This is a genomic window from Martelella sp. AMO21009 (assembly GCF_053484295.1).
Window position 1 is genome coordinate 1 of record NZ_JBAKFR010000036.1, and the last position, 22,295, is coordinate 22,295.

Annotated in this window: 20 protein-coding genes; 8 read left to right on the plus strand and 12 right to left on the minus strand. The window is 64.4% G+C overall.

Going from position 1 to position 22,295, the window contains the following annotated elements:
- Window positions 1–79 precede the first annotated feature (79 nt).
- Window positions 80–1,345: a TRAP transporter large permease gene (locus V6766_RS22460; RefSeq protein WP_448470378.1), complete on the plus strand. Its 1,266-nt coding sequence runs from the start codon at window positions 80–82 to the stop codon at window positions 1,343–1,345.
- Between the two features lie 98 nt (window positions 1,346–1,443).
- Window positions 1,444–2,139: a Crp/Fnr family transcriptional regulator gene (locus V6766_RS22465; protein ID WP_448470380.1), complete on the plus strand. Its 696-nt coding sequence runs from the start codon at window positions 1,444–1,446 to the stop codon at window positions 2,137–2,139.
- 37 nt (window positions 2,140–2,176) lie between these two features.
- On the opposite strand, the gene trpA is transcribed toward V6766_RS22465, so the two are convergent.
- The 11 genes from trpA to V6766_RS22520 form a co-directional block, all read right to left on the minus strand.
- A complete protein-coding gene (gene trpA, locus V6766_RS22470) occupies window positions 2,177–3,010 on the minus strand; it encodes a tryptophan synthase subunit alpha (protein WP_448470382.1) in 834 nt (277 codons plus the stop codon).
- A gap of 1 nt (window position 3,011) precedes the next feature.
- Entirely contained in the window at window positions 3,012–4,199 is a 1,188-nt protein-coding gene (trpB, locus tag V6766_RS22475; protein ID WP_448470384.1) for a tryptophan synthase subunit beta, read from the minus strand.
- Window position 4,200: 1 nt separating this feature from the next.
- A complete protein-coding gene (locus V6766_RS22480) occupies window positions 4,201–5,133 on the minus strand; it encodes an ABC transporter permease (RefSeq protein ID WP_448470386.1) in 933 nt (310 codons plus the stop codon).
- Window positions 5,130–6,644 (minus strand): sugar ABC transporter ATP-binding protein, encoded by a 1,515-nt coding sequence (locus V6766_RS22485; protein ID WP_448470388.1) that lies wholly within the window; start codon window positions 6,642–6,644, stop codon window positions 5,130–5,132. The genes V6766_RS22480 and V6766_RS22485 overlap by 4 nt, the downstream gene beginning before the upstream one ends.
- A 69-nt stretch (window positions 6,645–6,713) precedes the next feature.
- Window positions 6,714–7,631, minus strand: a complete 918-nt coding sequence (locus V6766_RS22490) for a sugar ABC transporter substrate-binding protein (protein WP_448470390.1) — start codon at window positions 7,629–7,631, stop codon at window positions 6,714–6,716.
- A 39-nt stretch (window positions 7,632–7,670) separates the two neighbouring features.
- The gene (locus V6766_RS22495; protein ID WP_448470392.1) at window positions 7,671–9,146 is read right to left on the minus strand and encodes a xylulokinase; all 1,476 of its coding nucleotides are present in this window, start codon (window positions 9,144–9,146) and stop codon (window positions 7,671–7,673) included.
- Complete coding sequence (locus V6766_RS22500; RefSeq protein WP_448470394.1) at window positions 9,139–9,918, minus strand: tryptophan synthase subunit alpha; 780 nt, start codon at window positions 9,916–9,918, stop codon at window positions 9,139–9,141. Before V6766_RS22500 ends, V6766_RS22495 begins: the two co-directional genes overlap by 8 nt.
- A 168-nt stretch (window positions 9,919–10,086) precedes the next feature.
- Window positions 10,087–11,040: an AraC family transcriptional regulator gene (locus tag V6766_RS22505; protein ID WP_448470396.1), complete on the minus strand. Its 954-nt coding sequence runs from the start codon at window positions 11,038–11,040 to the stop codon at window positions 10,087–10,089.
- A gap of 373 nt (window positions 11,041–11,413) precedes the next feature.
- Window positions 11,414–12,646 carry a styrene monooxygenase/indole monooxygenase family protein gene (locus V6766_RS22510; protein WP_448470398.1) on the minus strand — a complete coding sequence of 411 codons (1,233 nt, stop codon included), beginning with the start codon at window positions 12,644–12,646 and terminating at the stop codon, window positions 11,414–11,416.
- A 138-nt stretch (window positions 12,647–12,784) separates the two neighbouring features.
- The gene (locus V6766_RS22515) at window positions 12,785–13,564 is read right to left on the minus strand and encodes an SDR family oxidoreductase (protein ID WP_448470400.1); all 780 of its coding nucleotides are present in this window, start codon (window positions 13,562–13,564) and stop codon (window positions 12,785–12,787) included.
- 39 nt (window positions 13,565–13,603) lie between these two features.
- Window positions 13,604–14,107: a flavin reductase family protein gene (locus V6766_RS22520; protein WP_448470402.1), complete on the minus strand. Its 504-nt coding sequence runs from the start codon at window positions 14,105–14,107 to the stop codon at window positions 13,604–13,606.
- A 148-nt stretch (window positions 14,108–14,255) separates the two neighbouring features.
- On the opposite strand from V6766_RS22520, the gene V6766_RS22525 reads away from it, so the two are divergent.
- Complete coding sequence (locus V6766_RS22525) at window positions 14,256–15,245, plus strand: AraC family transcriptional regulator (protein ID WP_448470404.1); 990 nt, start codon at window positions 14,256–14,258, stop codon at window positions 15,243–15,245.
- Here V6766_RS22525 and V6766_RS22530 read toward each other — a convergent pair.
- Window positions 15,197–16,141 carry a LysR substrate-binding domain-containing protein gene (locus V6766_RS22530; protein ID WP_448470406.1) on the minus strand — a complete coding sequence of 315 codons (945 nt, stop codon included), beginning with the start codon at window positions 16,139–16,141 and terminating at the stop codon, window positions 15,197–15,199. The genes V6766_RS22525 and V6766_RS22530 overlap by 49 nt on opposite strands.
- Window positions 16,142–16,300: 159 nt before the next feature.
- Between V6766_RS22530 and V6766_RS22535 the strand changes: the two genes are divergently transcribed.
- The 5 genes from V6766_RS22535 to V6766_RS22555 all read left to right on the plus strand — a co-directional run bounded on the left by V6766_RS22535 (window position 16,301) and on the right by V6766_RS22555 (window position 22,293).
- A complete protein-coding gene (locus V6766_RS22535; RefSeq protein WP_448470408.1) occupies window positions 16,301–17,182 on the plus strand; it encodes a carbon-nitrogen hydrolase family protein in 882 nt (293 codons plus the stop codon).
- Window positions 17,183–17,261: 79 nt separating this feature from the next.
- Window positions 17,262–18,854, plus strand: coding sequence for an ABC transporter substrate-binding protein (locus V6766_RS22540; protein ID WP_448470410.1), 1,593 nt, complete (start codon window positions 17,262–17,264; stop codon window positions 18,852–18,854).
- A 9-nt stretch (window positions 18,855–18,863) separates the two neighbouring features.
- On the plus strand, window positions 18,864–20,519 hold the full coding sequence (locus V6766_RS22545) for a dipeptide ABC transporter ATP-binding protein (protein WP_448470412.1): 1,656 nt from the start codon (window positions 18,864–18,866) through the stop codon (window positions 20,517–20,519).
- Window positions 20,516–21,448, plus strand: a complete 933-nt coding sequence (locus V6766_RS22550) for an ABC transporter permease (RefSeq protein ID WP_448470414.1) — start codon at window positions 20,516–20,518, stop codon at window positions 21,446–21,448. Before V6766_RS22545 ends, V6766_RS22550 begins: the two co-directional genes overlap by 4 nt.
- Complete coding sequence (locus V6766_RS22555) at window positions 21,445–22,293, plus strand: ABC transporter permease (protein WP_448470416.1); 849 nt, start codon at window positions 21,445–21,447, stop codon at window positions 22,291–22,293. Before V6766_RS22550 ends, V6766_RS22555 begins: the two co-directional genes overlap by 4 nt.
- The last annotated feature ends 2 nt before the right edge of the window (window positions 22,294–22,295 follow it).

The following is a 22,295-nucleotide window of genomic DNA, read 5'->3' on the forward strand; positions in this document are numbered from 1 at the left end:
GGAACTACTTCAAATCAACAGCATGCGTTGCAGACTAATCGCCCGACGCTCTAGCCCCTGCCGAAGAGGAGCAGATGGAATGATGGCCCTGCTTCTTCTCGGGGTCGCGGTCCTGCTTCTGATCCTTCGGGTCGAACTGGTGCTGATCCTGATGTTCGTCGCGGGCGCCGCCCAGCTCATCTGGGGCGGTGGCGCGCTCGAATATTTCCTTCAGGACATGTGGGCGACGATGGATCGCGAGCTGCTGCTGTCCGTGCCCCTGTTCATCCTGGTCGGCGCGGTGATGAGCCGCGGCAGCATCGCCGAGCGGCTGGTGGCGGTCATGTCCGCACTCACCCGCCCCATTCCCGGCGGCCTGGCAGTGGCCACGATCCTGTCATGCGCGGTATTCTCGGCGATTTCCGGCTCCTCCATCGTCACCATGCTGGCGGTGGGCTCGGTGCTTTATCCGGCGCTCACCGCGAATGGCTACTCTAGGTCCTTTGCGATCGGGGCGCTTTGCGCCGGCGGAACGCTGGGCATCATCATCCCGCCATCCCTGCCGTTGATTCTCTACGGCGTCGTCACCGACACCAATATCTCGGACCTGTTCCTGGCCGGGATCGGGCCGGGCCTGCTGCTGACCGGCGTATTTTCGGCCTATGCCATGGCGCGCAACTGGTCCGTGCCGCGCCAGCGTTTCAGCATGAGCGATCTGCGAGAAGCCATTTTCCGGGGCATACCCGCCCTGCTGATGCCGATCATTCTGCTGGGCGGGATTTACAGCGGCTACTATTCCCCCACCGAAGCAGCCGCCGTTGCGCTTCTCTATGCGATTGTCGTCGAGATGCTGTTCTTCCGCGAGCTGAAATCCCGCGACTATGTCGAGATATGCGTGAAGTCGGCGAAACTGGTGGGCGCGCTCTTCCCGCTGATCGCCGTCGCCGTTTCCCTCAACCTGCTCCTGGCCGAACATCGCATTCCGAACCAGATCATCGCCTTCATGACGGAGCATGTGCACAACGAAACCGTGTTCCTCCTGCTGACCAATGTGATGCTGCTCATGATCGGCTGCTTCATGGATACGGCCTCGGCCATCGCGATCACGGCGCCGCTGCTAAAGCCGTTGGCCGAGGCCTACGGCGTCGGCAGCACGCATCTGGGCGTGATCATCGTCCTGAACCTCGAAATCGGCATTCTCACGCCCCCGCTCGGGCTGAACCTGATCGTGGCCATGACGGCCTTCAGGGAAAATTTCGGCTTCGTCTGCCGCTCCGCCATACCTTTCGTGCTTTTGATGTTCCTGTGCCTTCTGCTGGTAACATTCCAGCCATGGATAGCGCTGGCGCTGGTCGGTTCGCGATAGGAGGCCGCGGCCCGGCGGGACCGGCCCGAGCAATAGAGATTGCGAGATTGTATATATTGTTACATTCTCCCTCCAACGAGCATTGAGGGAGTGCGATCATGGCAGAGAGTGTTGCCCGACTTTTCGAAGAGTTCGGCGACTCGCACGAGTTTCTGAACGGCATGACGGCCGAGCAAAAACAGCAACTCATGACGATGGCCTCGGTCAGGACGCTCGCCAATCGTCAGTTGATCGCGACGCTCGACGCGCCCGTGGACGGGATTTATTTCATCGTCCGCGGCAGTATCAGACTTGAGAACATCGGTGAAAACGGAGACCGGTTTCTGTCGGGGGATTTGCTGGCTGGCGACGTTTTCGGGTTGCTGTCCGTCATCGACGGCAAGCCCCCGGATCACTTCGCCTCCTCGCACGGCGGGAGCACGACCGTTTTCGTGCCGGCCGGCCAGTTCCGCAACTTCATCTACTCCGATATCGGTCTGACCAGGGCCTTGCTGGAGATCGTGTGCCGGCGGCTGCGCATGTCGCTGAAAATCCTCAACCGTTTCGCGCCCGGCAACCTCACCGCCCGGGTGGCGCGCAGTCTGTTGACCTACATCGATCAGCGCGGTTTCCCGGCGGAAAAACCGGGGCGGAAACAGATAGCGATCAATCAATATGATATCGCCGCAATGCTCTCTGTCTCCCGGCAAAGCGTCCATCGCGTCCTCAAGGAACTCGAAGCGAGCGGCATACTGACGGTCGGATACAATTCCATCGAAATCCGCGACCTGCAGAAATTGAGAGCGCTTCATTAGCTTCCAGGACGAATCCTCCCAGGAACTGATCGGCTTTTCAGATCGCGGCCCGGAAGGCCGCAAGCTTCTCTGCAATACGGGCCTGAAAGGCCGGATCGGCAACCGGGACTTCCTGTTCCAGCGCCACAAACGCGTCAATCAACGCAGTGGCGACGATGACGCCGTCGGCCACGCTTGCCACGCCCGCGGCCATTTCCGGCGTCTTGACGCCGAAGCCGACCATGATGGGGAGCCGGACCTGCCGGCGGCAGCGTTCCACCGCTTCGGCAATCGCGTCCTGCGAGGCCGAGGGGCCGCCGGTGGGGCCGACCACCGGTATGCAGTAGAGGAAACCGCCAAGCCCCGGCTGATCCGCGGCGAAGTCCTTGGCGTCCAGCGTCGGCGCGGCCAGCGGGATCATGTAGAGGCCGTGGCGGGCGAGCGCCTTCAACAGGTCGCCGGCCTCGCGCAGCGGCAGGTCGGCGGCGATGATGCCGTCGATCCCGGCCTCGGCTGCCTTTTCAGCGAACCGCTCGTAGCCGAGCGCGATGATCGGGTTGGCATAGCCCATCAAAACCAGCGGGGTCGTGTCATCCTCTTTCCGGAAGGCCGTGCAAAGTTCAAACGTCTTCGAAAGATTGCCACCGGCGGCAAGCGCGCGCCGGTTCGCCTTCTGGATCGTCGCCCCATCCAGGATCGGGTCGGAGAACGGATAGCCGATCTCGATCAGGTCGATGCCGGACCTAACGAATGTCTTCAGCCGGGCAAGGCTCTCCTCGAAGGTGGGGTCGCCGCCGACCGTAAAGGTCGCGAACGCCGTTCGCTTTTCGGTCTTGAGGCGGGCGAACATGGCATCGATGCGGTTTTCGCGTTTGTCGGTCTTGCGCGCCATGTCAGTCATCCTGCCAGAGAATATCGATGTCCTTGTCGCCCGAGGACGGGGCCATCACCACGACCGCCTCATGCGGCTCCATGGTCCGCGCCACATGCTCGGCGGCGGCGAGCGCGTGTCCCGCCTCCAGGCAGAGCAGAACGCCCTCGGTCTCGGCGAGCCGGCGCACGGCGGCGCGGGCCTCGCCATCCGTCACGGAAACCGTTTCGACGCGCCTTCGGTGAACGAGATCGGCAAGCTGCGGCGCGGAACCCGGATAGGCAAGCCCCGGCGCGATCGAGGCGGCCGGCAATATCTGCCCTTCCACGTCGGAAAGAACCAGCGTCTCCGCCCCGTGGAAAATGCCGCGCTGTCCGTGCGAAAGCCTTGCGGCATGGAGCGCGCCCGGCTCTCCGGTGCCCGCCGCTTCCACCGCGATCAACCGGATCGAGAGGTCGTTCACGAAGGACGAGAACAGGCCGATGGTCGAGGAACCGCCGCCGACGGCAGAAAACACCGCCGCCGGGAAAATGCCGCCCTCGATGAGTTGAAGACGGGTTTCCTTGCCGATAACCGACTGGAAGGCCGCAACCATCTCCGGATAGGGATGCGGGCCGATCGGCGCGCCGGCGAGATAGGCATCGGTGTCGGAATGGCCCATCCAATGACGGATCGCGGCGCTGGTGGCCGCGCTCAGCGCCCGGTCGGCATCGTCGACGATCTCGAGCTTCGCACCGAACAAGCGCATCTTCTTCACCGCCGCCGCCTGCTGCGCGGCATCGCGCGTGCCCATATAGATGGTGCAGCCCATGCCAAAACGGGCGGCGGTGGCCGCCGCCGCAATGCCGTTCTGGCCGGAGCCGGTGTCGGTGACCACGGCGGAAAGCCCCATGCGCTTTGCCAGCAGGCACTGGCCGACCGCCGAATTGGCATAATTTCCGCCGTTGAAGGTCAGGTCGTCGCGCTTGAGCACGATCCGCGCCCCGCCGGGGCGCGTCGGAAAGGCCGGGATATCGAACAGCGGCGTCGGGCGGCCCACGAAGCGGTTGAGCAGGAAGGTGAGCTCCGTGTGGAAGGCGGGATCCGACCAGGCCTCACGGTAGGCCGCCTCCAGCCTGTCGAGCACCGGAAGCAGCACGGGGGCGACGAACTGGCCGCCGAACGTGCCGTAGCGGCCCGGCCGCGCCTCCCGCTTTTGCATGCGCGCCATGTCAGCCTCTTTCCTTTCCGGCGCGGCGCACGAGCACGGCGGCGAGAATGATGGTTCCGGTGATGATATCCTGCAGGAAGGTAGAGACGCCGAGAATGGTGAGCCCATTGCCGATGACGGCGATGATCGCAGCCCCCACCAGCGTGCCCGGCACATTGGCCTCGCCCTCGCGAAACGCGGTCATGCCGAGAAACACCGCCGCATAGGCAGACAGAAGGTAACCGCCGCCGCCCGTCGGCCCCGCCGAGCCGATGCGCGCGGTCAGCAGAATGCCGACCAGCGCGGAAAACACGGCGGAGACGACGAAGGCGAACATGGTGTTGGAGACGATCCGCACGCCAGCAAGCCTTGCTGCCTCGCGATTGCCGCCGATCGCATAGAGCCGCCGCCCGATCTCGAACTTGTCGAGGATCAGCCAGGCGAGGATCGCGATCCCGATCAGCCACCAGGTCAGCGTCGGCAGGCCGAGCGTGCGGCCGCGACCGATATCGCGAAAGCCTGCCGGGATGTCGCCGAACAGCGTCGCCCCCTCGCTCAGCCAGAAGGTGATGCCGCCAACGATGGTGCCGACCGCAAGCGTCGCAATGAAGGACAGCACCTCGAAGCGGGCGACCACGAAGCCGGAGACCATGCCGAAGACGGAGGCCACCGCCAGCACGATGATGCAGGCGAGCGGTGCCGGCACGCCGGCCTTGAACAGAACCACCACGAATATCCCGCCGAAGGACACGATCGAGGCGGTGGAAAGGTCAAACTCGCCGACGGCCATGACCACGGTCGCGCCGATCGCCACGATGGCGAGCAGGGTCATCTGCTGCGTGATGTTGATAAGATTGTTCGCCGAACCGAAGGCGTTCGGAGACGCGATGGAAAACGCGATGATGATGACGACAAGCGCGGCAAGCGTGCCGTAACGTCTGACAAGGCCGGTCATGCAGCGGGGTCTTTCCGTGATTGATGTTGAAAGGCGGCGTCGATAATGCGCTCGGGCGTGAGCGCCGCGCCGGCAAGTTCCGCGGTCACCTCGCCCCCGGCCATCACGAGCACGCGGGCGGACAGCGCCAGCAACTCGTCCATGTCCGAGGTGGTCATCAGCACCGCCGCGCCCTCATCGGCGAAACGGCGCGCGACCGCGTGGATTTCCGCCTTGGCGCCGACATCGACGCCGCGCGTCGGCTCGTCCAGGATCAAGAGTCGGATCGGCCGCCCGAACCAGCGGCCGAAGAGAAGCTTCTGCTGATTGCCGCCCGACAGCGTCAGCGGCCTGGCGAAGGGCGATCCCATCTTGACCGACAGCGCGTCGCGTACCTCTTCCGCCCGACGCTTCAGCGCGGAAACGCTGGTCCAGGGCAGGCCGGATGAGGCCCGCACCGAGGCCAGATTGGCGATAGCGAGGTTTTCGGCAATCGTGCGGCTCACGATCAGCCCCTCATGACGGCGGTCCTCCGGCACATAGGCCCCGCCGCGCTTGATCCTGTCGTCGATCCGGCCGGGGCGAAGCGGCTTGTCCGCAAGGCTGATTGCGCCTGCGCCGTGCGAAGTCGCGCCCCAGATGATCTTCATCAGCGAAGACCGGCCCGCGCCGACAAGCCCGTAAAGGCCGAGAATTTCGCCGGCCCGGATGTCGAAGGAAACGCGCGAGCCATGCGTGCCGAAAGGCAGATCGCGAACCTTCAGCACGGTCGGCGCATCCACCGTCATCGGCCCCGGCGTCAACCGCACTTCCTCGCGGCCGGACATGAGGCGGACGAGACCGGCGCGGTCGATATCGCCGATGGCCCCTGCCCCGGCGGTCGCGCCGTTTCTGAGCACCGTGAACCGGTCGCAGATCTCCATCACCTCATCCAGCCGGTGCGAGATGAAGATGACGGCGACGCCGCGTTCGGCGAGCCGGGACACGGCGCGGTAGAGCCGGCGCGCCTCGCCATCGGACAGCGAGGCCGTGGGCTCGTCCATCACGACGAGGCGCGCGGGTTCGCCGATCAGCGCGCGAATGATCTCGACAAGCTGTTTCTGCCCGGTCGTCAACCGCGCTGCCGGCACATCCAGCGGCAGGTCGGGCGCGATATCGCGCGCGGTTTCGGCAATCTCCGCGGCCATTTTCCTGCGGTCGATGAACAGACCGCTTTTGGGATAGCGCCGGCCGACGAACGCGTTTTCCACAGCGTTGAAATGCGGCACCAGGCTCAGTTCCTGATGAATGAAGCGAAAGCCGAGCGCCTCGGCATGGCGGACATTCTCGATCTCGACCGGCTTGCCGTCGATCCGGATCTCGCCCGCATCCGGCGCAATCAGGCCTGAGAGCGTCTTGATCAGCGTCGATTTGCCGGCGCCGTTTTCGCCCAGCAGCCCGTGCACGGAGCCCGCCTCGACCGCAAGGTCAGCGCCGGCGAGCGCGCGCGCGCCGCTGAAGCGCTTTTCGAGCCCTTTTATGCTCAGCAACATAATAGTCGTCCTGCGATAGGTGAAAGACGGAGCCGCCGCTGCCGGCGGCCCCGGTTCCGAAACGGCCTGTCAGGGGCAGGTCACGCCGAGGGTTTCCGGCGTGATCATCACGGCTGGCACGTAGATTTCGTCGCTTTCGGGTGCGCCGCCGGCCAGGATCTTCTCGAGCTCTTCCGCGCCGACCGCAGCCATGCCGGGGAAATCCTGGCGGAAGGTGGCCTTGTAATGGGTGCAGGACTTGATCATGTCGACGGCCTGCTCATTGCCGTCGATGCCCATGATGATCAGGCTGGAATCCGGCAGTTCCGACTCCGTCGCCAGTTCCGCGCCAATGCCCGGATCGTCGAAGGCGGCCCAGACACCGTCGATCTGGTCGCCGTACTGGCGCAGGATGTTTTCCATGGCGATGCGGCCGTCATCGACCGGGCCCGGCACCTTGACGAAGTGATCGGCGATCACCTTGATGTCCGGATATTGCTTCAACGTCTCATCCAGTCCGAGTTCGCGCTGATGCACGCCCGGGTGGGCGGAGTGATAGAACTTCACGATATTGCCCTTGCCGTCCAGCGCCTTGAACAGCGCCTCGGAAAGCTGGGTGCCGAGCTCGAAATTGTTGGAGGTCACGTTGACGTCGACATTGTCGTGCTTCGAGCCGTCGAGCGAAATCACCGGAATGCCGGCTTCGGCCGCCATGGCCACCTGATCGCCGACCTGGCCCGGATCGGTCGAGATCAGCACGATGGCGTCGGCCTTGGCATTGACCGTGTCTTCCATGCGCGAGGCAAGCTGGCCGAAATCGTTGCGGGTGTCGATGATGGTGACATCCCAGCCGCGCTTCTCTCCTTCCGCCTTGAAGCTCTGCGCCATCTCGTTGGTCGGGATCGAACTGATATAGGGGGTGAGAATGGTGACATCCATCGCGAATGCGGCGGTGGTGCCGGCAAGTGACAGCGTCAGCGCTGCAAGGGTTGTTCTGATCAGTCTCATGGTCTGTTCCTCTCGTTTCTTTGCTGCATGTGTGACCCGTTAGCGGAGCGGGTCGCCCGTATCGATGATTCCGATGGGTTTGAGTGCGTCGATGGCCCTGGTATAAGCCTCGAACATGCGATCATAGCGTCGCGCGCGCTTCGGGTCGGGCTCGAAGACGGTCTGGACCGATGTCATCGCCGGCACCGCCTCGGCAATGGTCGCAAAAGCGCCGACGCCGACGGCGGCCATGATGCCCGCGCCAAGGCAGCCGACGTCGTTATAGGAAAACCGGTGGAGGGCGACGCCGAGACAATCGGCGCGGATCTGGCTCCACAGATCCGACCGCGCGCCGCCGCCGCCATAAAGCAGCCAGTCGGGGCGATAACCCGCCGCATCGGTCAGCGCATTGAAGAGCTGCCGGGCCGAAAGCGCCACGCCCTCCAGCACCGCGAGCGCGAATTCCGGTCCGCTCGTGCGGCTGTCGAGGCCGATGAAGGAGCCGCGGATATCGGCGTCCCACAACGGCGCGCGCTCGCCTTCCAGATGCGGCAGGAACAGGATCGGGCGGCCATCGCGGTCGGCTTTTGCGGCCAGTTCGGCGACATCTCCCGGCTCCATGCCGACGGTGCGGCTCCACCATCTGAGCGAATCCGCGCCGCTCTGGGTCGGTCCGGCATTGACGACCAGATCGTCAACCGTGGCGAAGGTGACGACACCCGGCGCGCCGATGCGCCTAGACCCGGCAAGCGCCAGAATTTCGCTGGTGCCGCTGACATACATGCCCTGGCCTGCCCTGAACACGCCGCAGCCGAACAGATTGCCCCAGGCATCCATGGTGCCGACGATCACCGGCACGCGGCGTGCATGGCTGCCAAGCTGCATTTCGCCGGCGATATCGGTGAAGAAACCGAGCGGCGGCAGCCGTTCGGCAGCGCCCTCGACGCGGGCGATCAGAGGGTCGATATAGGTGAGGTCGAGACCGACATGGCCAAAGGACGCGATCGGATCGGCAACCGCCTTCCCGGTCAGCCGCAGCAGGCAGTAATCCTTGGGCGACAGCACATAGCGGGTCTTTTCCCACAGATCGGGATGATGCTTTTGAAACCACATCATCTTGGCGAGCGCATGGCTCGCGCCGATCGGCATTTCCGCGCCCCACCAGGCCTTCTTGTCCTCGGGCGAAACCGTCCGGTCCAGCGCCTCCGCCTCGCGCGCGGCGCGCACGTCCTGCCAGACGATGGCGGGGGCGAGCGGTTCGCCGGCGGCATCCACGAACACATCGGTATTCACCTGGCTGCAAAGCCCGACGGCCACAACGCGGTCGGGATCGCGACCGACGAGGAGCCCGTCAATCGCATCGCGCACGCCATCGAGCCAGTGCTGCGGGTTCTGTTCGACGATCCCCGGGCCGGGCCGATCCGTCGGATAGTTCCGGCTCCAATGATCGACGACCGCGCCGCCGAGCGTGAACAGCCCCGCCTTGACGGCGGTCGAGCCGATATCGAAGCCGATCACATAGGAATCGTCACGCATCGAGCCCGCTCCTCAGGTCACGCAGCAGCGTTCGCAGAGCCTCGCCGCCGGCAAGCGCCGCGCGCAGCACCTGCGACCCGACGATCACGCCATCGGCGCCGAGCTCCATCGCCTGGCGCGCCTGCCGGCCGCCGGAAATGCCAAAGCCGAGAAGGATTGGCCGCCTCGCGCCCGCCGCTCGCAATCGCGCGATGCGCGCCCCGTTTTCGGGATCGAGCGTCTCGCGCGGTCCGGTCGCGCCCGCATGGGCCTGCAACATGATGTAGAAGCCGGCCTCGCGCGCGCGCTCGATGGTGTTTTCGTTGAGCGGCAGCGACAAAAACGGCGAAAGCGCCACGCCATTCTCGGCGGCGGACCGCTCCAGCCGCATGGCCAGCGGGTCGTCGTGTTTCGCGACCACCAGAAGACTGTCGAGCCCGCGCCACAGATCGCTGTCGACAAGACCCGGATGGGCCGGATCGGCATAGGTCATCAAAAGGGCGCGCGGCGGATCCCGAAATTTCGCCAGCCTCTCCAGCACGGCATCGAGGTCCGTCCGCCAGCGTCCGCGATCGGCGCGCTGCATCGACTGGCGGACATCCGGGCCGTCGAGAAACGGATCGGGCGAGGCCATGCCGATCTCGATCACGTCGACCCCCTCGCCGGCATAGATGTCCAGAAGGTCCGGGGAGACCTGCTGATCCCCCAGCGGGAAATAGCAGCTCAAAAGCGCCCTTTCCGGCAGGGCGCGCCCGCGCGCCCTCGTTTCCTCAATCTCCGTTCCGGCACTCATTGCCAAACTGCCTTCCTGCGCATTTTCAGATATCGTGTCATTGCAGCGGAAGATGCGGCAATGTCATGCGCTTGTCATCCCGCGCGCGGGGTTTTGGCCGCGCCAAACGGCGATTTATGCAGGATGTGGATAAGACGGGCCGCAGCAGTAGCACGGCGGCGGCGGCCTTCAGTGCCGGCTCTTGCTGTCCTCGGACGGCAGGGCGTCGAACAGGGCGCGGTAGGCGGAGGAGAAGCGGCCGAGATGGCGCATGCCGACGCGCCGGGCGGCGGCGCTGGCCGACAGCCCGTCCTCGACGATCAGTCGCCGGGCTTCCTCCATGCGAATCCGGCTCAACATTTCATAGGGCGTCTTCTGGTAGTGGCGCTGGAAGCCTTCATAGAGGGCCCGTTCGGAGACGCCGATCTCCCAGGCGACAGCAGACATCGACAGCCGTTCGCCGAAGCGGGCGTGAAACAGGTCCATCACCCGTTTCACATGGCGCGGCGTGGCGCTGAGGCGGTCGGGCACGACCGACTGGCCGTTCAGATAGGGAATATTGCCTAGGATGAGGTCTATGATCCGATCGGTGATCGCCTCGCGGTGCGGATCGTCCGCGTCGCCGCTCTCGGACAAATCGGCCGCCAGCACCTGAAATGCCTCCACAAGACGCCTTCCATGCGCGCTATTCAGATCGATCACCGGATCGAAGATTGGCGTTTCTGCGCTCGCGCGATGGGTGAGCCGCGCGATCCGCTGCTCCAGCCGACAGCGATCGATCTGGAGCATCCACTGCCGGGTCGCGGCCTGCCAGCGCGACCGGAACCGCGGCCCGGGCGACAGGAGCAGCGCCTGACCGGGGGCGGAGCTGATCTCCTCCTTGCCGAAATCGATCCGCACCCCGCCGCTCAGCGGCATTTCCAGCATGTAAAATTCTTCGAAGCCGTGGGCGCTGACCTCGATCTCGGCGCCGTATTCGAGGCGGTTGAAGGCCCCGCAGGCCGTCTTCACGGCATGGTGGCGAAAGCCGACCTCGCGGCCGGCATAGACCTCGAGGCGATGATCGCAGAACGACCGGGTCATGTAGTATTCGGCTTCGAGCGGGTCGCTCGCCCGATAGCTCACCGTGTTCTCGAAGTCCAAAACCGTCCCCTCCAGGACATGCGGCCCCCTGCCGCGACAGACGATCATATTGATACAATGCGTGGCATCAAGTCCACCGTGGTGCAATGGTCGGACCGGGGCAGCGTGAGATTGCCACGCCCTAAACTTATTGAGGAAGCCTACCCTATTTTTTCGGCGTCATGCTCGGGCCTGTCCCGAGCATCCAAGCACGCATCAACGCGACGGGCGTCTCGGACGAGGCCAAATCAAAGCCCTTCCAGACCGCCTACGCTGCTCGCGCGGAACCGTGGTTAGATCCTCGGCACAAGGCCGAGGATGACATCCGTAGAGAGGGTAGGCTTTCTCCGTCCGAGGGGACGGAGAAGTTCATCCCTGTCCGGGATCCAGGCCTTTAAGCGGCAAGCCGTGTCAGATAGGCATCCGCCTCTTCGGGAACCGCGAACCATGGGAAGAAATCGCGCGGATCGTTGAAGCCGTTGGCGATGCGTTTCGCCAGCTCCGGATAGGCCTGGGCCGAGCCCATGATGTTGAGCACATGCGGCGGCGGCGGGGCGAGCAGCGCGTTGGTCCAGCCGACCACGAACTGCGCGTAAGCCCAATAAGCCTCGAAGGTGGCGACCATGAAGGCCTCGTCGAAGGCCTTGTCGCCATGGGCGAGGATCGCGTCGAGATAGCATTTCGCCGCCTTGGAGGCGTTGTTCGACCCCTGCCCCGTGATTGGATCGTTGAGGCAGACCGCATCGGCCATACCGAGCACGATGGCTCCGGACGGCAGACGCCCGACCGGTTTGCGCACCGTGGGCGGGAACGCGCCGGCGAGAATGCCGTTGTCGTCGGTGAGCGCGATATCGGTGTTGCGCTCGGCTTCCCATGGCAGGAAGGTGTCGAGAATCCATTTTGACTTCGCCAGATGATCCTCCGGCGACACCACGCCCTTCCAGCAGTCCATCGGCCCGCCGGGAATGCCCTCGAACACCATGATGTCGCAGGGGCCCGTGGTCGTCAGCGCCGGGAAGGTGAAATACTCGCCGACCGTCGGGATGAGGTTGAAGCTGACCGCCGAGTGATCCGGGCGGGGGGCCATGCCGGTAACATAGGTCAGCGCCAGCGCGCGCTGCGGCCGGTCATAGGGCGAGCGCTCGGCGTCGCGTTCGAACATCTTGGCGATGTCGCCCTTGCCGGCGGCGACGATCACCAGATCGCTCTCCTTCGCATAGGTTTCGAGATCATCGAGGCTGGCATCATGGATGACCATGTCGCCGCCGAGACGGGTGAATTCCTTCATCCAGCGCGGGATCTTCACCCGCTGGTCGACGCTCTGGGCGTAGCTGTCGAGCTTGCCGTTCCAGTCGATCGCCTTGACGCCCGGCGCATCCGGCGCGGGTACGGTGAAGTTGATGGAATCGACCGTCGGGCATTCGGCCTCCCAGAAATTGATGCCGAGATCGCGCTCGTTCTGGAGTGCCGCATCAAACATGCATTGGCTGGAAAGGACCTTGCCCTTTTCGATCTCCTCGCCTGTGCGGTTCTGGACGATGCGCACGGCATGGCCGGCCTTCAGAAGGCCGATGCCGAGCTGGAGGCCGGACTGGCCGCCGCCAACAATGGTGAAATGTTTCGTCATGTCATTCCCCTTTTCGTGGATTGTTTGTTGTTGCGGTATCAGAGCGTTTCCAGGAAAAGTGGATACCGGTTTTCCGTCCGGAAACGCGTGAAAAAAGGCTGAGAGCGCCGATCTGATCCAATCAGATCGAAACGCGCTCTAGTCCATCAGCAGCGGGATCGCCGGGTCGGCCTGTTCCGGCCCCATCGCCGTGTAGCCGCCGTCTACGCGGATATCCGTGCCGGTGATGAAGCTCGCGCTGTCGGAAAGCAGGAAGGCGACCGCCTCGCCGACCTCGTCCGGGCTGCCGGTGCGGCCGAGCAGATGGAAGGGCTTGGCGACATTATCGGCCTTGGCGCGCGTGTCGTGCGTCAACTCCTGCATGATGTTCGACCATGTCCAGCCGGGCGAGACCGCGTTGACGCGAATGCCCTCGGGGGCGAGGTCCATGGCCTGGTTGCGCGTCAGTTGCAGGATCGCGGCCTTGGAGACCGGATAGACCCAGCGCCCGGTCTGGGCAACGCGGGCGGAAATCGAGCCGAAATTGACGATCGCGCCCTTGTTTGCGGCAAGATGCGGACGTGCCGCCTGCATCAACATCACCGAACCGACAATGTTGACGTCGAGGGCTGCGAGCCAGTCGGCGCGGCTGGTTTCCGCACCCTCGTCCAGATAGGTACAGGCGACGTTGACGAGATAGTCGAGCCGGCCGGTTTGCTCGACCGTCTTTGCCACCAGCGCGGCGATATCCTCGTCTTTGGTGATGTCGGTGGCGATGAAGCGCGCGCCGGTGGCCGCCGCCGCCTTTTCGCCAGCCTCGGCGTTGATATCGGCAATCACGACGTTGATGCCGTAACCCGCAAGCACCGTTGCGATGCCCTGGCCGATCAGTGTCGCGCCGCCGGATATGATGGCGGTCTTTCCGTTCAGACCTTTCATGATGGCTTCCCCTTTATTGTTGCAAGAGATTTCGAAAAATCAGGCCGGCGATGCCGCCAGGCAGGTCGTGAGGAAGGCGCCGTCGCCATAAAGCAGCGGCGGCGCCTCGCCTTCGGCGCAGCGCGTCGCGGCGACCTTGCCGATCAAAATCATGTGGGTGCCGAAGGTAACGGTTTCGGCGAGCCGACAATCGAAGCTGACGGCGGCATCGGCCAGCACCGGCGCGCCGGTTTCGGCTACGCCCCAGTCGCCGACCGAAAACCGGTCCTCGCGCTGATGGCCGGTGCGGCCGGCGAAGGTTTCGGCAACCGCACGCTGGGCTGTCGCCAGCACGTTGACGGCGAAGACGCCGCGCTGTTCGACCACTGCCGCGATCGAAGTCTCGCGATTGACGCAGGCCACCAGCGAGGGCGGATCAGTCGACAGCGAGCAGACCGCCGTCGCGGTGATCCCGCAGCGCCGCCCTTCGGCATCCAGCGATGTGATGATGGTCACGCCTCCGGCAAGGCGACGCATGCCGGCACGGAAGAGTCCGCTTCCCATATTTTCGTTCCCGCGATTGCGAATGGATTTCCCATTCATTTTATGTTTAAATTAATCATCCGCCGAACTTGACGAACCGCAATCCGGATTGCGCAACGCCTTGTCCGTTTTCGGCAGACGTGCCTTGTTTTCGATTGGGAAGCCCCCGATGATCGATGCGCATGCCACACCTTTGAAGCAGCATGGTCTTGTCGACACCAGAAGCGTCGACGAGGCGCGGGATGCGATCGGCCGCATCTTCTGTCCCCATTTCCTGACCGTGCATGACAGGCGCGCCGGGGGTTTCCACGCCGTCCACAACGTCGTCGAGCAGCCGGGCTACTCGGTCAATTTCGTCGCCTACGGGGCCGAGGTTGAGATCGATCCGGGAGAACTTTCCGATTTCTTCTTGCTGCAGCTTCCCGTCGCCGGCGCAGCGCATGTGCGTTGCGGCACGCGTGTGACCGAGGCCGAGGCCGGCCGGCGCGCCTCGCTGCTGTCGCCGACGCTCGCCTCGCGCATGGTCTGGCGCGAGAATTGCGAAAAGCTGATCGTGCTGATGCGCCGCCGCGTGGTCGAGGATTTCTTCGAGACGCTGACCCATCGCGCCGCGACGCCGCTCGAATTCGAACCCGGCGTCGATCTGACGACGCCGGTGGGCGCCAGCGTCATGTCCCACGCCCGGCTGCTGTTCGAGGCGGCGGAAGGCGGCGAGGCGCTGCCGGATTCCTACCGCGTCATGCTGCGCGACGGGTTGCTGTCGCTGCTCCTCATCGGGCTGGAGAACAACCGCTCCGAAATGCTGCACGCCCCCGCCGCCGCGGCGGGGCCGCTATCGGTGCAGAAGGCCGACGAGTTCATCCAGACGCGCGCCGCCGATACGATCGCGATGGCGGATATCGCCGCCGCCGCCGGCCTGCCGCTGCGCACCCTGCAGGATGCCTATCGCAAGGCCCGCGGCCACACCTTGTCCGACGCCGTGCAGAAGGCCCGCCTTCAGAAATTGCGCGAGCTGCTTCTCAAGCCCGGCCCCGGGCTTTCGGTCGCCGACGCCGTGCTGGCCTCCGGCTTCGGCCATCTCGGCCGCGCCGCCTCGGCCTACCGCGCAGCCTATGGCGAAAGCCCCTCCGAAACGCTGCGGCGGACGCGATTGGCCTGAGCGCCGGCCCGGCCAAGGCTTGAGCGTTCCAGCAGCCAGTCGGCAAGCGCCCTGGCGGTGCGACGATCCATGCCGTGCTGGGACAGCGCCAGATAATAGACGGAAGCATGGTCGATCCGGATATCGGACAGGCGCACCAGGTCTCCGCGCGCAAGATAAGGCTCGATCAGCGCCTCCCGGCAGAGCGCGACGCCGAGCCCGCTCAGCGCCGCATCGCAGATCAGCGCCGAGCCGGAGAAGAACAGCCGACGCCCCTCGCCGTCGGCCTTCCCCTCCATGCCGGCGGCGGACAGCCATGTGCGCCACATCCGCATGTCCTCGTCATGCAGCAGCGTGGCGCGGGCGATGTCGGCTTCGCGTCTTACGTTATGGCGAGCCTGGTAGGACGGCGCGCAGACCGGGATCGCCGAACCGGGGATGATCGGTTCGGCCCCTTGCGGAATCTGGCCGTCAAGCGAAAAGCCGATCATGAGATCGGGTTCCGGGCTCACCGGCTGGTCTGAAATATGCTCCTGAACGTAGACGGAAACATCCGGGTGCTCCGCCATGAAGGCTTCGATTTCAGGCAGCAGCCAGTTGGGAATGACGAAGCGCAGCGCCGCAACCGAGACCGGCAATTTCTCGCGCATGGTCAGCCGGTCGATCTCGTGACGGATCGCGCCGAAGCTTTCATTGATGACCTGCGCCAGGCTGTCGCCCGCCTCCGTCAGCGCCGTCTGCCGTCCGTCCCGCCGCATCAGGCGAATGCCGGCCCAATCCTCGATCTGCTTCAACTGATGGCTGACGGCGGAATGCGAGACATTCAGAACCCGCGCCGTCGCCGTAACCGATCCGCTCTGGTGAAAGGCTTCCAGCGTCTTCAGCGCCCTCAGCGGCGGCAAGCGATCCTGGGCCATGTCGGTCTCTCCCGGTCATGCAAAAATATGTTAGATTTATAGACGAGAAGGGGAAATTTTGTACTTTTTTTGTCGAATTTCTCACCGTAGCCTGTCGTTGATCTGTTTTTCAGCTCTGCCGTTTTCGAAGGCATTGCAAACCGGCCGGAGGCACCGAGGATGACCAAAACGACAAGGGGCGACCGCGCGACACTCCGGCTGGCAATGGCGCAGATGTGTTCCTCCAACACCCATGCGCGCAATATCGAGATCGTCACGGGACTTGCCGCCGAGGCCCATGCGGCGGGCGCGGAACTGCTGGCGCTTCCGGAGGCTTCCGGCATGGTCAACAAGGATGTCGCCTCCGCCCGCCTTTCCGTCACCGACGAGGCGCGCGATCCGTTTGTCGCCGCCTGCCGTGAACTCGCGGCGAAATACGGGCTGTGGATCCACACCGGCTCGACGCCGCTTGCCGGCGCGGATGGCGGCCGGTTCTCCAACACCAGTCACCTGATCGATGGCAGCGGCGCGATCGTCTCGCGCTACGACAAGATTCATCTGTTCGACGTCGATCTTCCGGGCGAGGTTTCGCGCCGCGAATCCGACCGTTATGCGCCGGGCGGAGAGGCCGTTCTCGCCGAAACGCCCTGGGGACCGTTCGGCATGTCGGTCTGCTACGATGTGCGCTTCCCGCATCTCTACCGCGATTATGCCCATGCCGGCGCGACGATCCTGTTCATCCCGTCCGCCTTTGCGATGTCCACGGGCGAGGCGCACTGGCCGACGCTGCTGCGCGCCCGCGCAATCGAGAACGGCTGCTATGTCGTGGCGGCGGCCCAGTGCGGCCATCACGATGACGGGCGCGAAACCTGGGGCCAGTCGATGATCGTCGATCCTTGGGGCACGGTCGTGGAGGACATGGGCAAGCGCATCGGGCTTGCGGTCGCCGATCTCGACCTTTCGAAGGTGGAAGCGACCCGCCGCTCCATCCCGTCGCTCGTCAATGAGCGCGACTACAGGTTTGAACCGGCGGCGATGCGCCGGGGGCGGAAGACCGCCTGAAGGATCGCAACAGCATCGTCAGCAAAATGGCGGGCAAACGGCGCGCCAGAAGAAATGATTTTCAGAGGGATCGCACATCATGTTGAAACGCAGAACGCTACTGACGACCGCCATGCTCGCGCTCGGCGCGGGCGTATCGCCGCTGGCAACGGCCCCGGCCTTCGCGCAGGAAGATAGCCGTCCGGATTTCGCCTTTGCGGTCGACAATCTCTGGTCGACGCTCGACCCGGTGATCGGCCTTTCGACCACCGGCGGCCGGGTCTACGGCAATGTCTTCGACACGCTGGTGAAGCGCAATTATTTCGAGGATCCGGAAGGCAACACCATCATCCCCGGGCTCGCCACGAGCTGGGAGCAGGTGACGCCGACCACCTGGCGGCTGCACCTGCGCGAAGGCGTGACCTTCCAGAACGGTGATCCGATGACCGCCGAGGACGTCGCCTTCTCGCTGTCCGAGGAGCGCCTGTGGGGCGAAAAGCCGCTGGCACCGCGCGGCAAGAACTATGCGCGCGGGCTTGTCGGCGTCACCGTCGTCGATGACTATACGGTCGACCTTGAGACCGCCTTTCCCGACCCGACCTTCATCAACCGTCTGACGACGCCGATCGGCTATGTTCTGCCGAAGGACTATTATGAGAGCGTCGGCACCGAGGCCTTCGGACAGAAGCCGATCGGGACCGGTCCTTACATGATCACGGATTTCGATCCCTCCGACCATGCCGTGGCCGTCGCCTATGACGATTACTGGGACGGCGCGCCGCCGCTCAAAAGCGTGACCTGGAAGATCGTGCCCGAATTTTCGACCCGCTATGCCGGCCTCGTCTCGGGCGATTACGACCTGATCATGAGCGTTCCGATCGACCAGTTGGAGGCGGTCGAAGCCACCGACGGCGTTCACCTGATCGTCAACCAGATCGGCAACTATCCGATGTTCGCCTTCAACACGCTCACCATCGAGGGCATGGACGACAATCCGCTGGTGGACGCCAATCTGCGCAAGGCGATGGTGATGGCGATCGATCGTGACGCCATTACCGAGGCGCTGTGGAACGGCATGACGTTTACGCCGACGCCGTTCAACTTCCCGGAATACGGCCCCTATTTCGACCCCGACCGCAAGGCGACCTATGGCTATGACCCCGAGCGCGCGGCCGAATTCCTGGCCGAGAGCGATTATGACGGCCAGACCCTGACCTGGAATATCGTGCGCGGCTTCTATCCGAACTACGAGGCGGCCGCCGAATACATGGTCGAGATGTGGCGCGACCTTGGCATCAATGTCGAACTCAACATCGTCGACAACTTCTCGCTCGCCTATCAGCGACCGTTCCACATGCTCAACATGTCGATGTCATCCGAGTTCACCGGCGACCCCTACCGTCCGCTGTGGCTGGACTGGGGCCCGTCGTCAAGCCGCGTCACCGCTGCCCACCGCACCTGGACCCCGACCGAAGCTTTCCTGGCCGATGGCGAGCGGTTCGAGCGGGCGCAGACCTTCGAGGAGAAGAATGCCGCCTATCTCGATCTGGTGAAGGACTGGGAAGACGTCACGCCGGGCATGTATCTGTGGCGCAATGTCCAGACCTTCGCCATGAGCGACAAGTATGAGTGGGACCCGGGCAGCTCGCAGCTGACGATCTTCACCAGCGACTTCCTGACGATCGAACCCTAGGAAACGCCGGTGGCTGACCGTCAGACCGACCTGCTCGCAATCCGCGGCCTGACGATAGCGCTGCCGGAAGGCGCGGACCGCGACCATGCGGTCCGTGGCCTCGACCTTTCGATCCGGCCGGGCGAATGCGTCTGTCTCGTCGGCGAGAGCGGCTCGGGCAAGTCGATCACCGCGCAGGCCCTGCTCGACATGCTGCCGCGCGGGCTGATGAAGACTGAAGGCGAGATCGTGTTCGAGGGCGCGCCGCTTCCCGTCGGCGACCGGTCGGCGATGCGCCGCATCAGGGGCGACCGGATCGGCCTGATCTTTCAGGAGCCGGCAGCCACGCTTGATCCGGTAATGACGGTCGGAAAGCAGATCGAGGAACTGTTGCAGGTCCACGGCATGGGTTCGGCGCGGGCGCGGAGGAGCCGTGCTCTGGAGATGATCACGGCCGTGCGGCTTGCCGATCCCGAGCGCATTCACAAATCCTATCCCCACCAGCTTTCCGGCGGGCAGGCCCAGCGGATCGCGATTGCCATGGCGCTGGCGCTGAAGCCGGCGCTCTTGATCGCCGACGAGCCGACGACGGCGCTCGACGTGACCACGCAGGCGGAAATCCTGGCGCTGATCCGCGAGCTGCAGCACGAATTCCAGGCCGGCCTGCTGTTCATCACCCACGATCTGTCCGTGGTTGCTGATATCGCCGACCGCGTGATGGTGATGCGCGAGGGCGAGGTCGTGGAGACCGGCACTCGCGATGCGATTTTCGAAAAGCCCCGCCATCCCTACACGATCCGCCTGCTGGAAAGCCTGCCGAAACCAGGCGCCAAGCCCTCGGGCGAAGACAAGCCTGTGGTGCTGGAAGCGCGCGATATCGCCATCACCTATCATCAGCGCGACGGCGTTTTCGGCAACCGCGCCATCGAGGCCGTGCGGGGCGTATCGCTTGTCCTGAAGCGCGGCGAGACCCATGGCCTTGTCGGCCAAAGCGGATCGGGCAAATCATCACTGGTGCGCGGCATCCTCCAGCTCGAGCCGCTCTCCGGCGGAACCGTGATCCTCGACGGCGCGGATATCACCGCGACCGGCATGACGCGCGCCATGCGCAAACGAATCCAGCTTGTGCAGCAGGACCCGTTCAGCGCGCTCAACCCGCGGCAGAAGGCCGGGAGGAGCGTTGCCGAGGGCGCGCTGATCCATGGCGCGACCCGGAAGCAGGCAGCCGAACGCGCCCGCGAAATGCTTGCGCTGGTCGGTCTGCCGGAACAGGCCTTCGACCGTTTCCCGCATGAATTTTCCGGCGGCCAGCGCCAGCGGCTCTGCATTGCCCGCGCGCTGGTGGTGGAGCCGGAAATTCTTGTGGCCGACGAGGCGATCTCGGCCCTCGATGTCTCGATCCAGGCACAAATCCTGGCGCTGTTTGCGTCGCTGCAGAAAAAGCTCGGCTTCGCCATGCTGTTCGTGACCCACGACCTCCGCGTCGCCGCCTCGATCTGCGACGCGGTGACGGTCATGTATCGCGGCGCGGCGGTGGAACAGGGGCCGGCCTCGCAGGTTCTGGTGACGCCCGCCCATGACTACACGCGCACGCTGCTCGACGCGGTTCCCGACCGCGCCGGTCGCGCAACCTCGTCTCTCGCCCGCGCCGGAAACGCTGCAGCCACGGGAGGCGATCCTTCATGACCCGGGTGATCCTGTTCCGCATTCTGCGTTCGCTGGCAACGCTGCTGATCGCGGTGACGATCGTGTTCTTCTTCATCCGGCTTTCGGGAGACCCGGCGCAGGCGCTCGCCCCGCCGGATGCGCCGCCCGAGGTCGTGGAGGCCTATCGCGTCAAGCTGGGACTCGACAAGCCACTGCCGGTTCAATACGCCAATTACGTTCTGGGCCTGTTTCAGGGCGATTTCGGCTATTCGATCCACACCGGAAAATCCTCGCTGACGCTGTTTCTCGAACGGCTTCCGGCGACCCTGATGCTGGGCGGAACGGCGCTTGCCATCGCGGTGATCTTCGGCATTTCGATCGGCGCGGTCGCAGCCCTCAATCGCAACAGTTTCGTCGACCGGCTGGTGATGGGCTTTTCGGTGTTCGCCTTCGCGATGCCGAACTTCTTCTTCGGTCTCGTGGTGATTTTGACGGGCGCGCTGGTCTTCGGCGTGTTCTTCGGCGCGGCGGCAAACGGCCAGATTTCGCTGCTTCTGCTGCTGCCGCCGGCGGCGACGCTGGGGCTTGCCTCGATGGGCGCCTTTGCCCGCTTTACCCGATCCTCGCTGCTGGAGACGATCAACCAGCCCTTCATGATGGCGCTCGAGGCGCGCGGCGTGCCGGCATCAAGACGTCTGTGGCGGCATGCCGCGCCCAATGCCGCCATACCGATCGTCACCATGCTTGGCCTCAGCCTCGGCAGTCTCGTCGCCGGCGCGGTGGTAACAGAGCAGGTGTTCGCATGGCCGGGCGTCGGGCAGTTGCTGGTGCGCTCGGTCGCCACCCGCGATATCGCGGTGGTGCAGTTCCTGGTGCTGGCCGTCACCTTCTCGATGACCTTCGCCAATCTCGCGGTCGATATCCTCTATTCGTTTCTCGACCCCCGAATCCGGAGGGCTGCGTCATGAATACCTTCCGCGATATGCCGCTTGCGGTGCGCATCTCCATTGGGTTCGTTATCCTGTTTGTGCTGTTCGCCCTGTTCGGCGGCTTCCTCACGCCCTACGATTTCCGCCAGACCTCGCTACTCGACCGGTTCGAGCCGCCGGTCTTTCTCGGCGGAACCTGGGACCATGTTCTCGGCACGGACGGGCGCGGCCGCGACCTGCTGGCGCGGCTTGCCATGGGCGCGAAGGTGACGCTTCTGGTCGCCATCTTCGGCACGCTGATCGGCGCGGTGTTCGGCTCGCTTCTCGGGCTGATCGCAGGCGGGCGGCGCGGCAAGGCCGATACGCTGATCATGATGGCGGTCGATGTCCAGGCCTCCGTCCCGATTATCATCATCGCGCTCTTCGTGCTGGCGCTGTTCAAGAGCAGCCTGCTGCTGATCGTGATCATGGTCGGCTTCAGCGGCTGGGAGAATTATGCCCGTCTGGTGCGCGCCTCCACGCTTTCGGTGCGCGAACGCGGCTATGTCACGGCCGAAAGGGTTCTCGGGGCATCGCCCGCGCGGATCTATCTGCGCTATATCCTGCCCAATATCTTCAACGTCATCCTGGTGCAGTTCACCATCAACCTGCCGCTGACGGTGCTTCTGGAAACGGCGTTGAGCTTCCTCGGCCTCGGCGTCCAGCCGCCGATGACCAGCCTCGGCCAGATCATGAGCGACGGGCGTGACCGGCTCTTGACCTCGTGGTGGCTCACCATGTTCCCGGGCGCGATCATCTTCTTCCTGGCGCTGTCGGTTTCGATCGTCGGGGACTGGCTACGCGACCAGCTTGACCCGACGCTTCGCAATGCCGGCCGCAGGTGAAG